Source organism: Curtobacterium sp. AB7, from assembly GCF_044909335.1.
Taxonomy (GTDB): Bacteria; Actinomycetota; Actinomycetes; order Actinomycetales; family Microbacteriaceae; genus Curtobacterium.
The window spans coordinates 256,230-275,668 of sequence record NZ_JBIYED010000002.1 but is presented as its reverse complement, the minus strand read 5'-3'; the positions used below and the strand labels follow the sequence as shown (position 1 = coordinate 275,668).

At 73.1% G+C, this 19,439-nt stretch carries 23 protein-coding genes and 1 riboswitch; of the genes, 15 read left to right on the top strand and 8 right to left on the bottom strand.

What is annotated here, in order from left to right; genetic code table 11:
* The first annotated feature begins 7 nt into the window (after positions 1 to 7).
* From ABH929_RS07305 to ABH929_RS07290, 4 genes are all read left to right on the top strand, one after another.
* Positions 8 to 343 carry a hypothetical protein gene (locus tag ABH929_RS07305; protein WP_404560674.1) on the top strand — a complete coding sequence of 112 codons (336 nt, stop codon included), beginning with the start codon at positions 8 to 10 and terminating at the stop codon, positions 341 to 343.
* A gap of 286 nt (positions 344 to 629) precedes the next feature.
* On the top strand, positions 630 to 1,037 hold the full coding sequence (locus tag ABH929_RS07300; protein WP_276583130.1) for a VOC family protein: 408 nt from the start codon (positions 630 to 632) through the stop codon (positions 1,035 to 1,037).
* 49 nt (positions 1,038 to 1,086) lie between these two features.
* Positions 1,087 to 1,743: a DNA-3-methyladenine glycosylase I gene (locus ABH929_RS07295; protein WP_404560672.1), complete on the top strand. Its 657-nt coding sequence runs from the start codon at positions 1,087 to 1,089 to the stop codon at positions 1,741 to 1,743.
* 50 nt (positions 1,744 to 1,793) lie between these two features.
* The gene (locus ABH929_RS07290) at positions 1,794 to 2,606 is read left to right on the top strand and encodes a DJ-1/PfpI family protein (RefSeq protein WP_263091319.1); all 813 of its coding nucleotides are present in this window, start codon (positions 1,794 to 1,796) and stop codon (positions 2,604 to 2,606) included.
* Between the two features lie 50 nt (positions 2,607 to 2,656).
* Here ABH929_RS07290 and ABH929_RS07285 read toward each other — a convergent pair whose 3' ends face one another.
* Together ABH929_RS07285 and ABH929_RS07280 are read right to left on the bottom strand one after the other, a co-directional pair.
* The gene (locus ABH929_RS07285) at positions 2,657 to 3,127 is read right to left on the bottom strand and encodes a GNAT family N-acetyltransferase (protein ID WP_263091320.1); all 471 of its coding nucleotides are present in this window, start codon (positions 3,125 to 3,127) and stop codon (positions 2,657 to 2,659) included.
* A complete protein-coding gene (locus ABH929_RS07280; protein ID WP_404560671.1) occupies positions 3,124 to 3,933 on the bottom strand; it encodes a LysR family transcriptional regulator substrate-binding protein in 810 nt (269 codons plus the stop codon). Before ABH929_RS07280 ends, ABH929_RS07285 begins: the two co-directional genes overlap by 4 nt.
* A gap of 33 nt (positions 3,934 to 3,966) precedes the next feature.
* Here ABH929_RS07280 and ABH929_RS07275 point away from each other — a divergent pair, with 33 nt between their 5' ends.
* Positions 3,967 to 4,356, top strand: coding sequence for a DUF5997 family protein (locus ABH929_RS07275; protein WP_111084320.1), 390 nt, complete (start codon positions 3,967 to 3,969; stop codon positions 4,354 to 4,356).
* 39 nt (positions 4,357 to 4,395) lie between these two features.
* The gene (locus ABH929_RS07270; protein WP_205462821.1) at positions 4,396 to 4,902 is read left to right on the top strand and encodes a hypothetical protein; all 507 of its coding nucleotides are present in this window, start codon (positions 4,396 to 4,398) and stop codon (positions 4,900 to 4,902) included.
* Between the two features lie 20 nt (positions 4,903 to 4,922).
* On the opposite strand, the gene ABH929_RS07265 is transcribed toward ABH929_RS07270, so the two are convergent.
* Both ABH929_RS07265 and ABH929_RS07260 read right to left on the bottom strand, forming a co-directional pair.
* Positions 4,923 to 5,363, bottom strand: a complete 441-nt coding sequence (locus ABH929_RS07265) for a phage holin family protein (RefSeq protein WP_404560670.1) — start codon at positions 5,361 to 5,363, stop codon at positions 4,923 to 4,925.
* Positions 5,364 to 5,560: 197 nt separating this feature from the next.
* A complete protein-coding gene (locus ABH929_RS07260) occupies positions 5,561 to 7,036 on the bottom strand; it encodes an MFS transporter (RefSeq protein WP_404560669.1) in 1,476 nt (491 codons plus the stop codon).
* Between the two features lie 112 nt (positions 7,037 to 7,148).
* Here ABH929_RS07260 and ABH929_RS07255 point away from each other — a divergent pair, with 112 nt between their 5' ends.
* Together ABH929_RS07255 and ABH929_RS07250 are read left to right on the top strand one after the other, a co-directional pair.
* Entirely contained in the window at positions 7,149 to 7,715 is a 567-nt protein-coding gene (locus ABH929_RS07255; RefSeq protein ID WP_404560668.1) for a TetR family transcriptional regulator, read from the top strand.
* 9 nt (positions 7,716 to 7,724) lie between these two features.
* Positions 7,725 to 8,252 (top strand): Lrp/AsnC family transcriptional regulator, encoded by a 528-nt coding sequence (locus ABH929_RS07250; protein ID WP_123292064.1) that lies wholly within the window; start codon positions 7,725 to 7,727, stop codon positions 8,250 to 8,252.
* A gap of 13 nt (positions 8,253 to 8,265) precedes the next feature.
* Here the strand turns inward: ABH929_RS07250 and ABH929_RS07245 are convergent, their stop codons facing one another.
* The gene (locus ABH929_RS07245) at positions 8,266 to 8,697 is read right to left on the bottom strand and encodes a GNAT family N-acetyltransferase (protein WP_205462816.1); all 432 of its coding nucleotides are present in this window, start codon (positions 8,695 to 8,697) and stop codon (positions 8,266 to 8,268) included.
* A 111-nt stretch (positions 8,698 to 8,808) separates the two neighbouring features.
* On the opposite strand from ABH929_RS07245, the gene ABH929_RS07240 reads away from it, so the two are divergent.
* The 7 genes from ABH929_RS07240 to ribH all read left to right on the top strand — a co-directional run bounded on the left by ABH929_RS07240 (position 8,809) and on the right by ribH (position 17,877).
* The gene (locus ABH929_RS07240) at positions 8,809 to 10,107 is read left to right on the top strand and encodes a hypothetical protein (protein ID WP_404560666.1); all 1,299 of its coding nucleotides are present in this window, start codon (positions 8,809 to 8,811) and stop codon (positions 10,105 to 10,107) included.
* A gap of 88 nt (positions 10,108 to 10,195) precedes the next feature.
* Positions 10,196 to 11,752: a hypothetical protein gene (locus ABH929_RS07235; RefSeq protein WP_404560665.1), complete on the top strand. Its 1,557-nt coding sequence runs from the start codon at positions 10,196 to 10,198 to the stop codon at positions 11,750 to 11,752.
* 163 nt (positions 11,753 to 11,915) lie between these two features.
* Positions 11,916 to 13,256, top strand: coding sequence for an alpha/beta hydrolase (locus tag ABH929_RS07230; RefSeq protein WP_404560664.1), 1,341 nt, complete (start codon positions 11,916 to 11,918; stop codon positions 13,254 to 13,256).
* Positions 13,253 to 15,676 (top strand): bifunctional lysylphosphatidylglycerol flippase/synthetase MprF, encoded by a 2,424-nt coding sequence (locus tag ABH929_RS07225; RefSeq protein ID WP_404560662.1) that lies wholly within the window; start codon positions 13,253 to 13,255, stop codon positions 15,674 to 15,676. The genes ABH929_RS07230 and ABH929_RS07225 overlap by 4 nt, the downstream gene beginning before the upstream one ends.
* 166 nt (positions 15,677 to 15,842) lie before the next feature.
* Positions 15,843 to 15,977, top strand: a riboswitch (FMN riboswitch).
* A gap of 90 nt (positions 15,978 to 16,067) precedes the next feature.
* The gene (locus ABH929_RS07220; protein ID WP_205462812.1) at positions 16,068 to 16,721 is read left to right on the top strand and encodes a riboflavin synthase; all 654 of its coding nucleotides are present in this window, start codon (positions 16,068 to 16,070) and stop codon (positions 16,719 to 16,721) included.
* Positions 16,721 to 17,401, top strand: a complete 681-nt coding sequence (gene ribB, locus ABH929_RS07215; RefSeq protein ID WP_214547832.1) for a 3,4-dihydroxy-2-butanone-4-phosphate synthase — start codon at positions 16,721 to 16,723, stop codon at positions 17,399 to 17,401. The genes ABH929_RS07220 and ribB overlap by 1 nt, the downstream gene beginning before the upstream one ends.
* On the top strand, positions 17,398 to 17,877 hold the full coding sequence (gene ribH, locus ABH929_RS07210) for a 6,7-dimethyl-8-ribityllumazine synthase (RefSeq protein ID WP_123292070.1): 480 nt from the start codon (positions 17,398 to 17,400) through the stop codon (positions 17,875 to 17,877). Before ribB ends, ribH begins: the two co-directional genes overlap by 4 nt.
* Before the next feature lie 388 nt (positions 17,878 to 18,265).
* Here ribH and ABH929_RS07205 read toward each other — a convergent pair whose 3' ends face one another.
* From ABH929_RS07205 to ABH929_RS07195, 3 genes are all read right to left on the bottom strand, one after another.
* The gene (locus ABH929_RS07205) at positions 18,266 to 18,436 is read right to left on the bottom strand and encodes a hypothetical protein (RefSeq protein WP_159574085.1); all 171 of its coding nucleotides are present in this window, start codon (positions 18,434 to 18,436) and stop codon (positions 18,266 to 18,268) included.
* A gap of 66 nt (positions 18,437 to 18,502) precedes the next feature.
* Positions 18,503 to 19,051 carry a TetR/AcrR family transcriptional regulator gene (locus ABH929_RS07200; RefSeq protein ID WP_263092253.1) on the bottom strand — a complete coding sequence of 183 codons (549 nt, stop codon included), beginning with the start codon at positions 19,049 to 19,051 and terminating at the stop codon, positions 18,503 to 18,505.
* Positions 19,052 to 19,247: 196 nt separating this feature from the next.
* On the bottom strand, positions 19,248 to 19,397 hold the full coding sequence (locus ABH929_RS07195; protein WP_205462810.1) for a twin-arginine translocation signal domain-containing protein: 150 nt from the start codon (positions 19,395 to 19,397) through the stop codon (positions 19,248 to 19,250).
* Positions 19,398 to 19,439 lie beyond the last annotated feature (42 nt).

The window sequence follows — 19,439 nt, the reverse complement described above, 5'->3', positions numbered from 1 at the left end:
ACCGACCATGAGTGACACCACCACCCCCGGCGCGCTGACCGAGGAGCAGAGGGCCGCCCTCGTCCGCTCGACCCGTCGTCTCGACCTGCGCCGCATCCTCGGCGGCCTGTTCGTGCTCTACGGCGTCATCGTGACGATCGTCGGCATCGTCCACTGGGACACCGACCCCGAGAAGACCGGCGGCATCCACATCAATCTGTGGGTCGGACTGTCGATGCTCGTCGGCGGCCTGCTGTTCTTCCTCTGGGACCGCCTGAACCCGGTGCCGGCCGAGGACATCATCGGCCAGGCCGAGGCCGAGGCCGACCAGAAGGCCGCAGGCGAGGGCCGCGCGTCCGCCTGACCTCGGTCGCGCGCCACTGAGCCGACTCGGAACGACGAAGTCGCTGTCGCACGACCTCGAATTCGTCGTTCCGAGTCGGTGTCCTGGGTTACTTGACGTGGCCCGCGCTGGACTTGTAAAATTGATATGTCGATCGCGTGCTGCTCGGTCGAAAGTGAGCCCCGGAGAATCCTGCAGCCAGCGCGGGACCGGGGTTTTGCGTTTTCCGTACCGCGACGGAACGGTTGCGCATCGCCGCACCACGGGCCAGGTTGAGCGTGACGAAAGGAACCTCCCCGTGGACACGATGGTCTTCATCAACCTGCCCGTCACCGACCTCGACCGTTCGAAGGCGTTCTACGAGGCCCTCGGCTACTCGATCAACCCGGTGTTCAGCGACGACACCGCTGCGTGCATCGTGATCAGCGACACGATCTCCGTCATGGCGCTCACCCACGCGAAGTTCGCCGACTTCACCGACAAGACGATCGCCGACGCCGGCACCGTCGAGGTGATCAACTCGCTCACCGCCGGGTCGAAGGACGAGGTGCACCGCATCGTCGACGCCGCCGTCGCGGCCGGCGGGAGCGAGGACCGCGCGCCGATGGACCTCGGCTTCATGTTCCAGCGGAGCTTCACCGACCCGGACGGCCACCGGTGGGAGTACGTGTGGATGGACCCGCAGGCCGCCCAGGACGGCCCGCCGGCCGAGTGACCACACGGCTGGCAACGACGGTGTCGGCGGCGCACGCCAGGATGGTGCGATGAGCACCGAGCCCGCAGCCACCGAGCCCGCAGCCACCGAGCCCGCAGCCACCGAGCCCGCGCCCCACTCCGACCTGGTGACCGGCGACGACGGACTCGCCCGGCCGGTGTGGGCATCGACGGACGAGCTGCTCCGCGACTACTACGACACCGAGTGGGGCATGCCCGTGCGGGACGAGCGCGGGGTGTTCGAACGGCTGTCACTCGAGGCGTTCCAGTCCGGCCTGTCCTGGCGCACGATCCTGGCGAAGCGTCCGGCGTTCCGTGCGGCGTTCGCGGACTTCGACCCCGACACCGTCGCGGGCTTCGGCGAGGACGACGTCGCTCGGCTGATGGCCGACGCCGGCATCGTCCGGAACCGGGCGAAGATCCTCGCGACCATCACCAACGCGAACGCGACGGTCGCCCTGCGGCAGGACGGCGGGCTGTCCGACTTCGTCTGGTCGTTCCGTCCGGCGACGACGCCCGAGCCGGAGACGTACGCCCAGGTCCCGACGACCTCCGACGAGTCCGTCGCACTGTCGAAGGCACTGCGGAAGCGCGGCTTCGCGTTCGTCGGTCCGACCACGATGCACGCCCTGATGGAGGCGCTCGGCATCGTCGACACGCACCTGCTCGGCAGCCACCGGCGCGGGACCTCGGGCGTCTGGAACTGACCAGGACGCCGACCCCGCCGCCGGCGACCGCACCGGGCTAGGGTCGCGGCATGAGCACCGACCAGCCGAACCCGCGCGTGCGTCCCGTCCACCCGGTCGACGCCGACGTCGTCGAGGTGCCCGTCGACGTGCCCGCCCCCACGCCGGACCCGGCCGGGGACTCGGCGACGACGCCGGACCACGACCCCACCGAGATCCGGATCGCCTTCCTGCTCTTCCCGGACCTGACGCAGCTGGACTTCACCGGCCCGGCGCAGGTGCTCTCCCGTGTGCCCGGCGCACGCGTCGAGTACGTGGCGGCGACGCTCGACCCGGTGCCGACCGACTGCGGGTTCGCGCTGGTCCCGACGACGACGATCGCCGACGCGGGTCCGGCGGACGTCCTCGTGGTCCCCGGCGGTGACGGTGCCTTCGATGCGATGCTCGACCCCGAGCTCATCGGGTTCGTGCGGCGCGAGGCCGAACGCGCCACCTGGGTGACCTCGGTCTGCACGGGGGCGTTCGTCCTCGGTGCCGCGGGGCTCCTGGCCGGCAAGCGGGCGACCACCCACTGGGCGTCGAAGCCGATGCTCGAGGCGTTCGGTGCGCAGCCGGTCGACGACCGGATCGTCGACGACGGCGCGGTCGTCACGGCGGCCGGCGTCAGTGCCGGCATCGACATGGCGCTGTGGCTGGCGGCCGAGCTCGCGGGGCGGGCAGCGGCCGAGGCGATCCAGCTGCAGATCGAGTACGACCCGCAACCGCCGTTCGACGCGGGCTCCGCGGAGCGCGCCGACGCCGTCGTGGTCGCCCGTGCACGGGCTGCGGCCGAGGCAGCGCGCGGGGACCGGGTCACCCGCGCAGCGGCTGCCGTCCTGCCGTGACGACACAGCTGCCCTGACGACGCACCTGCCGCGACGAAGCGGCAGAACCCTCAGACCAGCGGCTTCTGCATCTGCGTCGCGGTGACCTCGTACCCGAGCGAGGCGTACAGGTCCTGCGCGCCGGTGTTGTAGCCGAACACGTTGAGCCCGATGCTCGTCGCGCCGTGCTCCGCTGCCGCCCGCTGGCCGAGCTCGAGTGCACGTCGGGCGTGCCCGCGACGACGGTGCGGTTCGTCGATCTCGACGTCGAACACCCACCAGTCGGTCCCGCCCGGAGCGAACGGCCCGATCCAGAGGTAGCCGACCGCGGTGTCGTCCTGGTCGAGGACGTCCCACACCAGGTGCCCGTCGGCCGGGGACCCGTCCGGGAACCACTGGTCGAGCGACTTCTGCTTGTTCGCCTCGGCCTGTTCGCGGGTCTCGCCCGCCTGCATCCGCGACGCCACGTACTCGGCCATGGTCCGGTCGAGCCAGGCCGGGAGGCGCGTGGCCGGCATCTCCCGCAGGCGCGTGTCCGTCATCGGTTGCCCTTGGAACCCCGGCTCGGCTTGCCGCGCATCTTCCCGCGGCCGGGGGTGGGGCCCTTGCCGGTGTTGGACTTCTTGCCGCTGCCGGACTTGCCGCTGCCGGGAGACTTGGCCTTCGCCTTGCCGCCGGCGCCGGAGCCGGATCCGCCCTTGCCCGACCCGCCCTTGCCCGCAGCGCCCTTGCCGGACCCGCCGCCGGCCGTGGAGCCGCCGGCTCCCGCGCGCAGGGCCGCTTCGACGTCGCGATCGGTGCCCGTCGGCTGGGTCCGCGAACTGTTGGCGGTGCGTCCACGCACCACGCCGATGAACTCCTCGGTCGTCTCGGTGGCGTCCTCGTCACGCCAGACCAGCGCGATCTGGGTGCCGGAGGCGCCGAAGAGCGGGCGCGCGACGAGGTCCTTGCGGCTCGCCGCGCGGAAGAGCGACTGGGGGAGCACGACGACGCCGACGTTCGCCTCGACCAGGTCGAGCGCGGCGGCGATGTCGGCCGGCACCGGACCGGCGTCGACGACGTCCACCTCGGCGTCGGTGAGGTCCACCTCGGCCAGGTCGGCGAGGGGGGAGTCCTTCGGCATCGCGACCACGGCCGTCTCGGTCCAGAGCGGGATGGCGTTGTGGCGGTCGGAGACGGGCATGCGTGCGAAGACCATGTCGACCTCGCCGTCGAGCGTGTCGTCGACGTCGTCGGACCCGATCGGCCGCAGCCGCAGCTCGATCGAGGGGTGTCGATCCCGCCAGACACGGGCCCACTTGGCCGGGGAGACCCCGGGCACGAATGCGATGGTGAGTGCCGCGGTCATGCAGACGAGCATAGGGGCCGTACTCTAGGGGGCATGGCGCAGGAACAGACCATGAAGCCCGAAACGGCTGCGAAGAAGCTCGGCATCTTGCTGGCGGCCGCTCCGGAGTCCTTCCAGGGCGCTCCCGTCACACGGACCGCCTTCGACGAGCTCCGGACCGAACCCCCGACGTGGCTCGAGGACCTCCGACGCGACGGCCCGCACCCGCGACCCGTCGTGGCGCAGAAGCTCGGCGTCTCCATCTCGGGCCTGACCCGTGCGGGGATCGACGACGCGCTCACCACGGCGGAGATCAAGACGCTGCTCGAGCAGAAGCCCGAGTGGCTCGTCCGCGAGCGCGAGACCCAGGCCGCCGTGCACGCCGAGAACGCCCGTGTGAAGCAGGAGCGCGCCGCCAAGGCCGCTGCCCGCGCCGAGGACTGACCCGCCCGGCACCGCGCCGGGCGCACCTGAGGACCCGCCGTGCACGAGACCGTCGCCGACGCCATGCTCGTCGTGCCGCAGTTCGCGTCGGTGTGCTGCATCGTCGGTGACCGCTACCGACCGCGCCCCGGCGTGATCGTGCCGGCCGCGGTGATGCTCGTCGCGATGCTCATGCCCGTGGTGCACGCGGGCGCGGTGTGGACGCTGTTCGCTGCGACGCTCCTGCTGCTGCTCGCACCGCTGCCGGTGATGCGCCGACGCCGTGCGGACGGCCGTCGCGCCGAGCCGATGGACGTGCACCGCGCGCTGTCGGCGGTCGTGATGGCCGGCATGCTCCTGATGGGGCACGCGACCGGCGTTGCCGACGGCCACGCCGGGCACGGCATCGCCTTGTCCGCGGTGCTCGGTGCCGGCGTGATCGGCTACTGCGCGTTCAGCGGGTGGCTGCTGCGGCACGAGTGGGCGCAGGAGGACCGTCGGGCCGTGCGCAGCGGCGAGGTCTTCGCGATGACGGTCGCCGTCGTCGGCATGACCCTCGCGATGTAGCCCCGGAGCGCCGTCGGGGCTCAGTCGGTCGTGGCCGACGAGTCGCCCGTGTGCGTGACTCGGTCCTTCGCTGCGCGGATGGTGTCCTTCGGCACCGGCGGCACGCCCCGTCGGATGCCGCGGAGCCCGACCACGAACAGGATCGCGGTGACGACGGCGAACACGACGAACGTGATCCCCGTCGCGACCCAGATCGGCAGCGCGAGAGCCAGGAGCGCCACCACGAGGCCCGCCAGCAGCACGAGTGTGGTCAGCGCGAAGGCCACCGCGGCGCCGGTGAGCACCAGGCCGGCCTTCGCGCCGTTCGCCCGCTCGCTGATCTCCCGCCGAGCCGACGCCACCTCGTCACGGACGGCGCGCAACACGGGCTCCAGTGCCTTCTGCACCAGGCCGGCGGTGACGGTGTCGCGGAAGGACGGCTTGCTGCTGGTCGTGGTGTCGTCGTGGTCCGTGGTGCTCATGGGTCTCCTGTCCGGGGTGCGGTGATCGCGTCCACCTCCTGTGACGCGTCCGGTCCGATGATCGTCACGCCGGCGGCGGCGTGCTCGGTCGCTTCCCAGCTTGCGGAGCCGCCGGCGGCGGTGGGCGCGACGGCCGGGAGGCCCGCCCCGCGTCGACGACGCAGGACGGGCCTCCCGGGGTGGCCGGGCCGAGGGCCCTAGTCGGCGATCTCCTCGAGGTCGTCGATGCCACGGGCCGCCGCCGCTGCGCGGCGCGCGCGCATCGACGGGGCCGCGAGGGCGGCGAGCACGGCGAGGACCGCGACGCCGGTGCACGCCCAGAACCCGATCGTGAAGGCGTCGTCCGTCGGCAGGCCCTGCGGGGTGCTGTGCGAGGTGATGAGCGCCGCGATGACCGCGGTGCCGACGCTCGAGCCGATCGTGCGGACGACGGTGTTGGCGCTGATGGCCTCGCCCGTCTGGTTCGCGGGGACGCTCTCGATGATGGCGTTCGAGCACGCTGCGAGGGCCAGGCCGATGCCGATGCCGGTCAGGATGCCGGACACGACGACCTGCCAGAGCTCGCCGTGCGCGATCGCGGGCAGCAGGAACGCGGCGACGATGGCGATCCCGCCGAGCAGCATGGGCGGCTTCGGACCGACCTTGCGGACGAGGATGCCGGCGATCGGCCCGGCGACGATCATCATCAGGACGGTCGGCAGCAGGAAGAGACCGGCCTGAGTGACGTCCTTGCCGAAGCCGTAGCCGAGTGCGCTCGGCAGCTGCAGCAGGGTCGGCACGAGCACGAAGGTGCCGAACATCGCGAAGCCGAAGACGAGCGCGACGACGTGGGCCGTCCAGACGCCGCGGACGGCGAACAGGCGGACGTCGATGAGCGGTTCGGCGACGCGGAGCTCGACCAGGACGAACGCGACCAGTGCCACGGCGCCGAGGACCAGCAGGCCGATGGTCTTGCCGTCACCCCAGCCCCATGTCTCGCCCTCGCTGACGGCCAGCAGGATCGACACGAGCGAGACGGCGAGGACGAAGGTGCCGACCATGTCGAGGCGGCCGGGCTTGCGGACCGGCGACTCCGGCATGCCGAAGATCGCGCCGAGCAGGGCGATGACGACGAGCACGGCGGGCAGCCAGAACAGCCAGTGCCACGACAGGTGCTCGACGATCGGTCCGGCGGCGACGATGCCGACGCCGGCGCCGATGCCGAAGATCGCGGAGAGCAGGCCGATCGTGACGCTGACCTTCTCCTTCGGCAGCTCGTCGCGGACGATGCCGATCGACAGCGGCATCACCGCACCGGCGGCGCCCTGCAGCGCACGGCCGACGATGAGGACGCCAAGGTTCGGTGCCAGCGCGGCGAGCACGGCGCCGACGAGCAGGATCGACAGCACGACGATCAGGACCTTGCGCTTGCCGATCATGTCGCCGAGGCGGCCGAGGATCGGTGTGAGCACCGACGCGGAGAGCAGGTAGGCGGTGAGCACCCAGCTCGTCGCGCTCGTCGAGGCGCCGAGGTCCTGTCCGATGGTCGACAGCGCCGGGGCGACGAGCGACTGCAGGACCGCGAACGACAGACCGCCGAGGGACAGGTAGACGATGATCGCCGTGCTGTTCGGCCGGTGCCCTGCGGTGGCGGGGTGCGAGCCCGTGCGAGGGCTCTGCATGGTGTCGGTCATCGTGCTCCGTGTCTCGGGTGATGTAAACAGTTGCTGACTTGACGAGGGTACGCAGTTCTCACGCAATGTCAACACTTGCTTACATCCCGGGCCGGGCCGCTACGCTTCGACCATGAGCAAGGACGCCGCCGCCACCCGACTGCTGCTCGTGCGGGCGGCACGGCACCGGTTCGCGTTCGACGGGTACAAGGCGACGACGGTGCGGGACATCGCCGCCGACGCCGGGGTCAACGTCGCACTGATCAACCGCTACTTCGGGTCGAAGGAGGGGCTGTTCCGAGCCTGTCTCGACCGGGTGGTGCAGGACCTCGGAACCGAGCAGCCCGTCGAGCGTGGCCTCGAGCGCGCGCTGTCCGGTCTGGTCTCACACGTGGTCCGTACGCCGACCGACGACGACTCCCTCCAGCTCATGCTGCTGCTCCGGTCCTCCGGGGACGACGGTGCCGACGCCATCCGCCGCGAGACCCTCCGCCGGTACGCGGAACGGCTCGCCACGGCCGTCGGCGGCGAGGCCACCGAGGAACTGCTCGTCCGGGCCGAGATCGCGTTGTCGGTGGTGCTCGGGATGACGATGCTCCGGCGGTCCACCGCGGTGGAGCCGCTCGCGTCGGCCGACGACGACGTCGTGGCCGGGGCGCTCGACGACGCGCTCCGCGCCCTGCTCGCACCGTCGCGGTAGCGTCGACCCGTGTCCGACCGACCAGCTCGCCGTCCCGACCCCGCCCCGCGCCTCGACGAGGTCGACGAGCGCATCCTCTGGACCCTGGCCGGCGACGCCCGGATCCCGAACAACCGCCTCGCGGCCGCCGTGGGCATCGCGCCGTCGACGTGCCTGACCCGGGTCCGGGCCCTCGAGGACGCCGGGGTGATCCGCGGCTACCGGGCCGAGGTCGACATCGCGCGCCTCGGCTTCTCGATCGAGGCGATGGTCTCCGTCCGGGTCCACGCCGCGGCCCGCCACGAACTCCGCGACTTCGCGAAGCGACTGCTCCGCGTGCCCGTCGTGCAGGACGTCTCGTTCCTGGCCGGTGACAAGGACTTCCTCGTGCACATCGCGTGCGAGTCGACCGAGCAGCTTCGGGACTTCGTCGCCGACGAGCTCAGCGGTGACCCGTCGGTGGCGACGACCCAGACGAACATCGTGTTCGAGCGGCTCGTCGCCGACCGGTCCACGCAGGGCCGCTCGTTCGACGAACTCCGCCGCTGGCGCGCCTGACGCGCCGGTTCGCTCAGCGCTGCCGGGTCATCGGGACGTGCGGGATCCGGTCCTCGAGGTACTCGTCGCCGGACCGCACGAACCCGAAGCGGGCGTACCACTGCTCGAGGTGCGACTGGGCGCCGAGGGCGATGGCCGCGGAGCGGGACTCGGCGATCGCGGCCTCGATCAGCTGCCCGGACAGGCCCTGACCGCGGGCGTGCGCCGCCGTGACGACCCGCCCGATGCGTTCGGTGCCGTCGGGTTCGCGCAGGAGCCGGAGCGTGGCGTCCACCGAACCCTGGCCCGCCCAGAACTGCACGGTGCCGGGCTCGAGGTCGCGCCCGTCGATGTCGCCGTACGCGGCCCCCTGCTCGACGACGAAGACGTCCTGTCGCAGGCGGAGGATCTCGTGCAGCGTGACGATGTCGAGGTTGCGGGTCGGGGCGGAGAAGATCGAGACCACGGACGGCCTTTCCTGAGAATTTCTTCCAGAACGGGGTGCGTTCCGGAACGGACCGGCGTACATTGCCGGTCAACCACTCTACGTGCGCAGCCGAGATCAGGAGGTGAGCGCATGGACACGACGTCGCGCGCACCCTGGCTCGCGGTGCTCCGGATCGCCCTGGTGGGCGTCGGGACCCTCGCTGCCCTCGTGCTGCTGTCCCTGGCGTTCGGGGTCCGTCCGGCCTCGGCTGCCGAGGCAGCGTCCACTCCGTCCGCCCAGACGCAGCAGCGCGGGCTCGTCAGCGGTGTGGTCGAGGGGCTCGGCGAGACCGTGCACGACGTGTCCGGCGGCGTCGGACAGGTCGTCGGCGGCGTCGTGGATCCCGTCCGCACGGCGGTTGCGCCAGCTCCGAAGCCGGCACCAGCACCGGCACCGGCTCCGGTACCCCCGAAGCCGGCCCCGGCGGCCTCGGCGCCGGCGCCGGCTCCCGTCACCCCCGCCGCTCCGGCTCCCGCAGCTCCGACCCCCGCCGCTCCCGCAACCACGCCCGTGGTGCAGCCCACGACCGCCCCTGCGGCCGAGCCGGCCACGCACCCGGTGCAGGACGTCGTCGAGCACGTGGGCACCGCCTCCCGGCCCGTCACCGACACCGTCGCGACAGCGCTGCGTCCCGTCACCGGGACCGTGCAGACGATCGCCGACGCGCGACCCGTGACCACGGTCGTCGACACGGTCGACCACTCGCTCGGCAGCGTCCCGGTGGTCGGCCCCGTCGTCGGTGGCGACACCCTCGGCACGGTCACGGCTCCGGTCACCGGCCTGGTCGACGACGCCCTCGGGGGTGTCGGCACGATCGTCGGACAGGTCCCCGACGTCGTCGCAGGCGTGGTCCCGTCGGTCGGTGGCGTCCTGCCAGGAGGCACGGATCCCGTCATCGACGTCCCCGCACCTCCGGTCGTCGTCGGCACCACCCCGTCCGGCGTGCCCGGCTCGCCGGCCCCGTCCGCGCGACCGCCGCAGGCTGCCGCTCCGGCGACGACTCCGTCCGCGACCACGGTCGCGTCGACGGGTGCGGGCCCGACGTCCGCTCCCGACGCCGAGCGCCGGTCGGGCGTGACCGCGCCGTCCGCCCTCGTGACCGGACCGCTCGCCGGCACCCTCGCTGGTGCCGTGCAGGACGCGACCCTGGGCGGCACCGCCCTGCTCGTCCCCGAGCCGGGCGACGGCCACGGAACGCCGTCCGACGGCCCGGGCGGCGCGGGCGTCCTCGGTGGCAGTGCCACCTCGACTCCCGGCGGCGTCGCAGCCGTCGGCATCGTCGGCTCGACCGACGACATCGTCTCCCTCGCCGCGGGCTCTCGCGGCACGCTCTCCGACGACGCGGTCCCCGCATCGGTCGTCGGCGAGCACGACGTCGCCCCTGACTGAGATCGGTGCGCCTGTCAGGCACGGCAGGCACGCACACACACCGACCGCGACCGCGGTCGGCCAACGATCTCGATCAGGGAGTACGACCATGAACAAGTACGTCTCGAGAGGGCTCTGGTTCGCCCTCTTCGTCGGCGGCCTCACGCTCGGAGGGGCGGCAGCGGCGAACGCTGCCACGACCTCCGGAGCGGACGGCGCCGTGTCCGGAACCCAGGTGGTTCCGTCGGTGGACGCTCCGGTGTCCCTCACCGGCAACGCCCTCGGGGTGCTCGGTGACGCGGTGTCGTCGGTGACCTCGCCCGCCGCGGCTCCTGCAGCCCCAGCGGCCGCTCCCGCTCCCGCTCCGGCTCCAGCTCCTGCCCCGGCGCCGACGGTCGCTCCGGCTCCGGCTCCGGCTCCGGCTCCGGCTCCTGCCCCGGAGCCGACGACCTCGGGCGCCGACGGCACGGCATCCGGTACCCAGGTGGCGCCGGCCGTGACCGCCCCGGTCTCCGTCGGTGGCAACGCCGTCGCCGTCGGTGGCGACGCGGTGTCGACCCCGGCTGCTGCTCCGGCTCCGGTGGCGTCCGCGCCGGCGCAACCGGCCGAGCCCGCTGCTCCGGCACCGGTCACCTCGGGTGAGGACGGCACGGCCTCGGGGACCCAGGTCGCCCCGGTCGTGTCGGTCCCGGTGACCGTGTCCGGCAACGGCATCGGGGTCCTCGGGGACGGCACCGCTGCCGTGTCCGGCCCGGCGGCGACGCCGGCACCGGCCGCTCCGGCCACGACCACGCCGAGCACGTCCGGCGACGACGGGCTGCTCTCCGGCACGCAGGTCGGTGGACTGGTCGACGTTCCGGTCACGATCGGCGGCAACGGCATCGGGCTGCTCGGTGACGGCACCTCGGCGGGCACGACGCCCGCTGCGGGGACCGGCACGGCTGCCGATCCGGCTCCGTCCGCCGGTGGCACGACGGACGGGTCGAACGGCACGGCCTCGGGCACCCAGGTGTCCCCGGTGGTCGCGGTCCCGATCACGATCGGCGGGAACGGCATCGGCGTCCTCGGTGACGGCACCGCCACCACCCCGGCCACCGGCACCGCCCCGGGCAGCACGACTCCGTCGACCGGAGGCTCGACCTCCGGCGACGGCGGCCTGCTCTCGGGCACCCAGGTGGTCCCGATGATCAGCCTGCCGATCACCGTCGGCGGGAACGGCATCGGCGTCCTCGGTGACGGCACCGCCACCACCCCGGGCACCGGCACCACGCCCGGCGACGGCACGGACCCGGGTACCGACCCCGGCACGGACCCGGGCACCGACCCGGGCACGACGCCCGGTGACGGGACGGACCCTGGCACGGTCCCCGGTGACGGCACGGACGCCGGGAACGGCACCACGCCCGGCGTCGTGACCACCCCGGCCGGTGCCACCGGTGCGGACGGGCCGACCCGGGCCTCCACGACGGGTGTGGTGACGACCACGGTCGCGGCGACCGGCGGGGAGCCAGCCGTCGCGCGGACGGTGGCGGACACGGTCGCCAGCGGCGACGGCGCGACCGAGCTCGCCTACACGGGAGCGACCTCGCCGGTCGTCCCCCGCGGGTTCGCGCTCCTGCTGCTCCTCGCCGGAGCGGGGACCCTGGTGCTGCGCACGCGGCGCTGACACGAACGGGGCTCGAGGGGCACCGCACCTGCGGTGCCCCTCGTCGCCCTGCCCGCGGCTGGGAGGATCCCGCCAGGCCGCTGTGACCGGACGGTGGCGAACCTGTGCGCAGCCGAAGCGCCTCGGCGGCCGGCCAGCAGCGGGGTGACGCCACGATGAGATCGTGTTCCACGACCTGCTGCGCCTCCCAGTCACCAGCCGCGACGTCCTCGTCCCCGTGGACGTCCTCGCGGTGCTGCTCACCGCCTGGGTCGTCACGGCCCCCGTGCTCCGACGCACCCGTGCGCACCCCGTCCGCGCCGTGCTCGTCCGGCTCGCGGCGTTGCTCGTCGGCGCGGGGGCCGGGCTCGTCGCGGTCTGGTGGACGGGCGACGTCCAGGACCTGTTCGGGGTCGCGTTCACCCCGGTCACCCGGATGTGGATCGCCTTCGCGTTCGCCGCGGTCGCCCTGCTGCTCGTGGTCCTCGTGCAGGGCGGCTGGACGCTCCGGGTGGTCGCCGTCGGTGCGGCCGCCGCGGTCGCGCTGTCGGCCGGCCTCGGGGTGAACGTGGACTTCGGCTTCTACAAGGACCTCGAGCAGGCGGTCGCGACGAACCCGTACGCGACGCGGTCCCTCGCCGTCCAGCAGCACGGTGCGCACGACGGGGCGGTGGTCGACGCCGCGCGCTGGCGGGCTCCGGCGCGCATGCCGCGCGAGGGTGAGACCCTGAGCGTCCGGATCCCCGGCACGGTGTCGCACTTCCGCGCCCGGAAGGCCGTGGTGTGGCTGCCGCCGGCCGCACGGGTCGCCCACCCGCCGACCCTGCCCGTGCTCGTGGCGCTCTCCGGCCAACCCGGGCAGCCGGCGGACATGTTCCAGACCGGTGACCTCGGCCGGTACCTTGAGCGCTATGCCGACGCCCACCACGGTCTCGCCCCGATCGTCGTCTCCCCGGACCAGCTCGGTGCTCCGGAGCGCAACCCGATGTGCGTCGACTCCCGGCGCCTCGGCCGGAGCGCGACGTACGTGATGACCGACACCGTGCGGTGGATCCGGGAGCACCTGCCGGTCGCGACGGCGCCGAGCGCGTGGGGGATCGTCGGGTTCTCCCAGGGGGCGACCTGCGCGATGCAGTTCTCGACCGCGCACCCGGACGTGTTCGGGTCCGCGCTGGCGATCTCGAGCGAGGCCGGGCCACGGAACGGCACCCTCCAGAACACGATCGCCCTGGGCTTCGGCGGGTCGGCCGCCGCGTACCGCGCAGCGTCGCCGAGCGCCATCATGACCGCGCACGGCCGGTACGGCGACCACCTGACGGTCTTCGGGTTCGGCCAGGACGACGCTCCGTACCGGGCGTCCACCGATGCCCTCCGAGCGGTCGCCGAACGCGTCGGGATGCAGGCACCGCTCGTGGTGTCTCCGGGCTCCGCGCACGACTGGAACACCGTGCGGTACGTCCTGGCACACGGTCTGCCGACGGTCATCGCACACCTCGGGCTGCCCGCGACGACGGGCGCCCTGTGACCCGCACCGCGCGGGGCTGGCGCGGACCACTGCGGGCGGTCCGTCGCCACCCGGTGACGACCGCGATCGTCGTCCTCGTGCTCGCCACCTCGGCCGCGGCCGTCGTCCTCCGCGTCCTGCACGGCGGCGGACCGGTGTCGTACGGCCCGTTCCGGGTGTTCGCGGCGTCGACCGGGGTCGTGGCCCTGCTCGTGACGCTGGCCGGGGTGGTGGTCCTCGTCGGTGCGGCCGAACGGCTGATGGGGTCGTGGCGGACCGTCCTCGCGTTCGTGGTGACGACGACGGTCGGCACCGGGATCGGCGCACTCAGTGCCTTCGTCGACTCCGACGGGCGCGACGTCGGGTCCTTGCTGCTCGGTCGTGCGACGAGCTTCGACCCGTGGACCGCGATCGTCGGGACGATCGTCACCGCGAGCGCCTTCGCCGGACCCCTGTGGCGACGCCGGATCCGGGTGAACGCGCTCGCCGTGGTGGCCGCGCTGCTGCTGTACGCCGGACACGCCTCGGACCTCTACGCCGTGCTGGCCGCCGGTGCCGGCTGGCTGCTCGGCGAACTGCTCCGGCGGACGCCGAAGCGCAGCGGCTGGGTACGGAGCTCCCACCGCGAGACCCGGGTCCTGCTCGGCACCGTCGTGCTGGTGTCCGCCGTCGGCCCCGTCATCGCGCTGGTCTCGCGCGCACGGGTCGGCATCCTCGCGCCGATCGCGGCAGTGGTGGGCGCCGGTCCGGTCACGCCGGTGCACGGGTGCCGTGCCGACGGGGTCGCCGGGGAGTGCCTCCGCGCGCTGCTCGCGTACCGCGCGACCGACCCGTGGAGCCTCGTCCTCGCTGCCGCACCGCTCCTCGTGCTCGTCGTCGGCGGCCTCGGCCTGTTCCGCGGCAGCCGGTTCGCCGTGTGGCTCGTGGTCGTGGTCGACGTCGTCACGGCGGTCGCCGCGGCCGTCACGTACGGTGCCGTGCCGGGACGGGTCGAGCAGCTGCGCGGGTCGGAGGACCGGTTCGTCGTCGACGTGTCCATCGCCGCGTCGATCGTCGTCCCGCTCGCGACCGCCGTGGTGCTCGTGCTGCTCCGTCGGTCGTTCACCGTGTTGCCCTCCCGCCGACGGGTCGTCACCTTCGCGGTGACGGTGCTCGCGGCCGCGGGCGTCGTCGTGACCGCGGTCCTCGTCACGGCCGCCTCGTCGCCGCAGCACGTCGAGGACCCCCTGCGTCTGGCCGTGGCCGCGCTCGGTCCGATCGCGCCGGTGACGTTCTGGGACCGGCTCCCGTCACTGCACCCGACGCTCCGCGTCGTGATCGGCCTGGCCGGTCCGCTGCTCTGGTTCGTCATCGCGTTCGCAGCCGTCCGACCGACGGGGGCGGTCGAGCCCGATGCGGACGGTGACCGGGCCCACGGCGACCGTGAACGTGCCAGGGCGCTCCTCGAGGCCGGCGGCGGTGACGCGTTCGGGTGGATGACGACCTGGCGGGGCAACGCGTACTGGTTCGCCGCGGACGGCCGTGCCGGTGTCGCCTTCCGCCGGAACGGACGGGTCGCGGTGACGGTCGGCGGTCCGTTCGGCTGGCCGGACGCCCGCGCCGACGCCATGACGGCGTTCGCCAGGTGGTGCGACGACGTCGGCTGGACGGCCGTCTTCTACGGCATCGGGACGGACACCGCCGGCACCCTCACGGCGCAGGGGTGGAGCACGCTGCCGGTCGCCGAGGACGCGGACCTCGACCCGCGGGTCTGGACGACGAGCGGCAAGCGCAAGCAGGACGTCCGGACGGCCGTGAACAAGGCGAAGCGCGACGGCACGACGGCCACGTGGTCGTCCTGGCAGGAGCTGCCGGCCTCGACCACGCGGCAGATCGAGGCGATCTCCGAGGAGTGGGTGTCCGAGCGTGAGCTGCCGGAGATGGGCTTCACGCTCGGCGGCGTCGACGAGATGCGGGACCCCGCGGTCCGCGTCCTCGTCGCGCAGGACGCCGCGGGGACGGTGCTCGCCGTCACCAGCTGGCTCCCCAGCCACCGCGCGGGCCGCGTCGTCGGGTGGACGCTCGACGTCATGCGCCGGACCGGTGCGGCCCCGAACGGGGTGATGGAGTTCCTCGTCGCCAGCGCCGCGGAGCGGATGCGCGAGGACGGTGTCGAGCGGCTCAGCCTGTCGGCGGCGCCGCTCGCACAGGCGGGCGAGAACGCGGCACCGAGCGACGGGGTGCAGAGCCTGCTCGAGCTCGTCGGGGGCGTCCTCGAACCGGTCTACGGGTTCCGCTCGCTGCTCCGGTTCAAGCAGAAGTTCGGCCCCGACCTGCACCCGCTCGTCCTCGCCTACCCCGACCCGGTCGCGCTGCCGTCGATCGGCCTCGCGGTCGTCCGGGCGTACCTGCCGGACCTGTCGCTGCGGCAGGCGGTCGCGCTCGCGCGCGGACGCGGCTGAGGCGCACGGTCGGCGGGGTCGGTGCGGTGGACGCGACCGGGCGGCGGACGGGAGGCGCGGTGCGGGCCCGCCACGGGCCTCCCGGTCGTGCGCCGCGTCGCCCCGTTACGTGCCCCGCTCCGGCCCGACGCGTCGGTCACCGGTCTGGGGTATCGTTCCGACTACGCAAGCGCTCCGGGGTCGGTGCAATTCCGAACCGGTGGTGACAGTCCACGAGCTGATGACGGGTGCGAACCCGGCAGAGGTTGACTCGGTGAAACTCCGGGACCGACGGTGAGAGTCCGGATGGGAGGCGCGCTGGCGGACGAGACGACCCACCCTGCGTGGGACGACCCGTCCGTCGATGCCGACGATCGTCGAACACCCCCGGAGTCCCGTTGAGAGGACACCAGTGTTCACCGGCATCATCGAGGAACTCGGCACCGTCACCGCCGTCGAGCAGCACGGCGACTCCGTCGCGCTCACCGTCCGCGGGCCGATCGTGGTCGCGGACGCCAGCCACGGCGACTCCATCGCCACCAGCGGCGTCTGCCTGACCGTCGTCGAGCAGACCCCCGACTCCTTCACCGCCTTCGTCATGAAGCAGACGCTCGACATGAGCGCGCACGGAGCGTTGCGGGTGGGCGACCGCCTGAACCTCGAGCGCGCCGCGTCGGTCGGCGACCGGCTCGGCGGCCACATCGTGCAGGGCCACATCGACGGCACCGCCACCGTGCTCGAGACCGCGGACGGCGACGGCTGGCGCCGGGTACGGTTCTCGCTCGCGCCGGCGCTCAGCCCGCTCGTCGTCGACAAGGGGTCGATCGCGCTCGACGGCGTCTCGCTCACCGTCAGCGCCGTCTCGCCGGAAGACACCGCGCCGGACGCCGCCTGGTTCGAGGTCAGCCTCATCCCGGAGACGCTCGAGGCCACGACCCTCGGCCTGCGCGTGCCGGGGGACCGGGTGAACGTCGAGACCGACGTGCTCGCGCGGCACGTGCGCCGGATGCTGCGGCTCGACGCCGCCGTCGGCTCGCTCGAGACCGTCGGCTCGGAGGCCCGGTGATGGTCGCCGCGGTCCCGCAGACCCTCGGCTCGTCGAGCATCGAGGCCGCGATCGCGTCGGTCGCGGCCGGCCGCCCGGTGATCGTCGTCGACGACGAGGACCGCGAGAACGAGGGCGACGTCATCCTGTCCGCCGAGCTCGCGACGCCGGAGTGGATCGCCTGGACCGTGGCGCACTCGTCGGGGTTCATCTGCGCGCCCGTGAGCGCCGAGATCGCCGACGCACTCGACCTGCCGCCGATGGTCCAGCACAACGAGGACGTCCGCGGCACCGCCTACACCGTCACCGTCGACGCAGCCGTCGGGGTCACCACCGGCATCAGCGCCCACGACCGAGCGCGCACGCTGCGGGTCCTCGCCGACCCGACCTCGGTGCGCGACGACCTGCACCGCCCCGGCCACGTCGTGCCCCTGCGGGCACGACCAGGCGGGGTCCGCGAGCGTGCGGGGCACACCGAAGCCGCGATCGAGCTCGTCACCGCAGCCGGGCTCCGGCCCGCCGCGGCGATCTGCGAGATCGTCGACGAGGACGGCAGCATGATGCGGCTGCCGGCGCTCGTCGCACTCGGGGCGCGCGAGGGCGTGCCCGTCATCACCATCGCCGCGCTCGTCGAGTGGCTGGACGCGGCAGACCGGACGGCGGCAGCAGCTGCCCTGTCCACGGAAGGAACAGCACGATGAGCGGAGCAGGCGCGGCGGACCGCGACCACGTCGACGGCACCGGGATCCGGGTGGCCATCGTCGCCGGGCAGTGGCACGACACGATCGCGGCGGGCCTCCTCGCCGGGGCGCAGCGCGAGGTCGAACGGCTCGGCGCCACCGCGTCGGTGTTCCCGGTCCCGGGGAGCTTCGAGCTGCCCGTCGTCGCGAAGACCGCCCTCGAGGCCGGGTTCGACGCCGCGGTCGCGCTCGGCGTGATCATCCGGGGCGGCACCCCGCACTTCGAGTACGTGTCCGACGCCGCCACGAGCGGGCTCACCCGCGTGGCGATCGACACCGGCAAGCCCGTCGGGTTCGGCGTGCTGACCCTGGACGACGAGCAGCAGGGCATCGACCGTGCCGGGCTGCCCGGCTCGAAGGAGGACAAGGGCGCCGAGGCCGTGCACGCCGCCGTCGCGACCGCGGTGACGCTGCGCTCGTTGCGCGTGCTCGCGTAGCGGCTGGCGGCTGGCCCGCGCGGCGCGCTCGCGCGGCGCGCGGGTCTGGCGCTCGTCGCGGCTGGCGCGGCTGCGCTGCGCACAACCACGATGCGCCCGAACCGCGCAATGTCGCGGCGCGAGCGCACTGTGGTCGTGCAGCGGGCAGTGGACGTGCGCGACGGCGGACGGGAGGCCCGTGGCGGCCGCGCGCCGCGCCTCCCGTCCGTGGCGTCGCGCGTTCCGAGCACGTGACCGTTTGCGCAACCAACGTGCATCCGCGCCGCGTGGTGCCGCGGCTCGAATGCACTCTGGTTGTGCACAGCACGCTGCCTGCGGCTGCGGACGCCGGCACGCAGAACGGCCCCGCACCTCGAGAGGTGCGGGGCCGTTCTGCGTGGCGGAGTGGTTACCGCTTGCCGAACACGTGGATCGGCAGGAAGAAGGAGAGGGTCATGAGGATCAGACCACCCATGAAGATGAACGCCTGGCCCGAGTCGACCTGGAACGCGAACCCGAACAGGTACATCGACACCAGCAGCAGCAGGATCGAGAAAACAGCGGCGATGACGCGGCCCACGGGATACCTCCGGGTGTCGACGAGTGGAACGTCGCCAAGTCTATCCCCAGGAACGGGGATGGTCGTTCACGCGCCGGGCTTCGTCGCGATCAGACGGTCGACGACGGCGAGGAGCGCCTCCATGTCGACGGTGCTGCGCTTCGGTCGACCGTCGCTCGCGGCGCCGAGGGAGGCCTGGTGGTACAGGCCGTCACCGAGGAGCTTGACCGCCTGGGCGGTGGGTTCGTCGTGGAGCGCGTCGACGAGGGTCTCGAGCCACGCGTTCTCGGTGTCGTCGAGGGTCCGGCCCGCTTCTTCGTAGCCGGCCTGCTGCAGGCGGCTCGCGGCGAGGAGCGCGAGGTCGAGCTCACTACCGACGAACAGGCAGTTGCGGACGAAGTAGCGGGCGGCGCCGTCCTCGGCCTCGGCCATGCGCTCGACGTCGATGGCGGACAGGTCGGAGAGCCGTTCGCACAGCCCCTCGACCAGGGCCGCCTTGGAGCCGAAGTGGTACAGCAGCCCGCCCTTGGAGACACCGGCGCGGGCGGCGACGGCGTCGAGCGTCGCGGGACGTTCGCCGTCTTCGCACACGATGGCGACGAAGCTGTCGAGGACGCGGTCGCGGGCACTGGCCATGGGCACGAGTCTAGGAGGAGTTGTGCGCGAGCAGGTGCAGGCGTCGCGGGCCGTCCCGCGACGCCTGCACCCTGCCGGTCGGGGCGCTCGGTCCGTCAGCCCTTCAGCGCTCCGGCGGCGATGTTGGCGATGAAGTGGCGCGAGCCGATGATGAACACGCCGATGAGCGGGAACACGCTGATCACGGCGCCGGCCATCACCGCCGGACGAGTTCGTCAGGGTCCTTCGAGATGGCGGTGCTCGTGGAGCACCCGGCCAACAGGGCGGTGGCGGCGAGGGCTCCGAGGGCACCTGCGCCGGCGAGGAACCCCCGCCTGCTGAGACTGATCGATGGAGATGACGTCACGAAACTACCTGCTCTCGTCGTTGAGATCGGGTTGGACACAGC

Bases quoted from the DNA above. Each gene is read 5' to 3' on its own strand.
- ABH929_RS07305 (WP_404560674.1), top strand. From the start codon at position 8: ATGAGTGACACCACCACCCCCGGCGCGCTGACCGAGGAGCAGAGGGCC.
- ABH929_RS07300 (WP_276583130.1), top strand. From the start codon at position 630: ATGGTCTTCATCAACCTGCCCGTCACCGACCTCGACCGTTCGAAGGCG.
- ABH929_RS07295 (WP_404560672.1), top strand. From the start codon at position 1,087: ATGAGCACCGAGCCCGCAGCCACCGAGCCCGCAGCCACCGAGCCCGCA.
- ABH929_RS07290 (WP_263091319.1), top strand. From the start codon at position 1,794: ATGAGCACCGACCAGCCGAACCCGCGCGTGCGTCCCGTCCACCCGGTC.
- ABH929_RS07285 (WP_263091320.1), bottom strand. From the start codon at position 3,127: ATGACGGACACGCGCCTGCGGGAGATGCCGGCCACGCGCCTCCCGGCC.
- ABH929_RS07280 (WP_404560671.1), bottom strand. From the start codon at position 3,933: ATGACCGCGGCACTCACCATCGCATTCGTGCCCGGGGTCTCCCCGGCC.
- ABH929_RS07275 (WP_111084320.1), top strand. From the start codon at position 3,967: ATGGCGCAGGAACAGACCATGAAGCCCGAAACGGCTGCGAAGAAGCTC.
- ABH929_RS07265 (WP_404560670.1), bottom strand. From the start codon at position 5,363: ATGAGCACCACGGACCACGACGACACCACGACCAGCAGCAAGCCGTCC.
- ABH929_RS07260 (WP_404560669.1), bottom strand. From the start codon at position 7,036: ATGACCGACACCATGCAGAGCCCTCGCACGGGCTCGCACCCCGCCACC.
- ABH929_RS07255 (WP_404560668.1), top strand. From the start codon at position 7,149: ATGAGCAAGGACGCCGCCGCCACCCGACTGCTGCTCGTGCGGGCGGCA.
- ABH929_RS07240 (WP_404560666.1), top strand. From the start codon at position 8,809: ATGGACACGACGTCGCGCGCACCCTGGCTCGCGGTGCTCCGGATCGCC.
- ABH929_RS07235 (WP_404560665.1), top strand. From the start codon at position 10,196: ATGAACAAGTACGTCTCGAGAGGGCTCTGGTTCGCCCTCTTCGTCGGC.
- ribB (WP_214547832.1), top strand. From the start codon at position 16,721: ATGGTCGCCGCGGTCCCGCAGACCCTCGGCTCGTCGAGCATCGAGGCC.
- ribH (WP_123292070.1), top strand. From the start codon at position 17,398: ATGAGCGGAGCAGGCGCGGCGGACCGCGACCACGTCGACGGCACCGGG.
- ABH929_RS07200 (WP_263092253.1), bottom strand. From the start codon at position 19,051: ATGGCCAGTGCCCGCGACCGCGTCCTCGACAGCTTCGTCGCCATCGTG.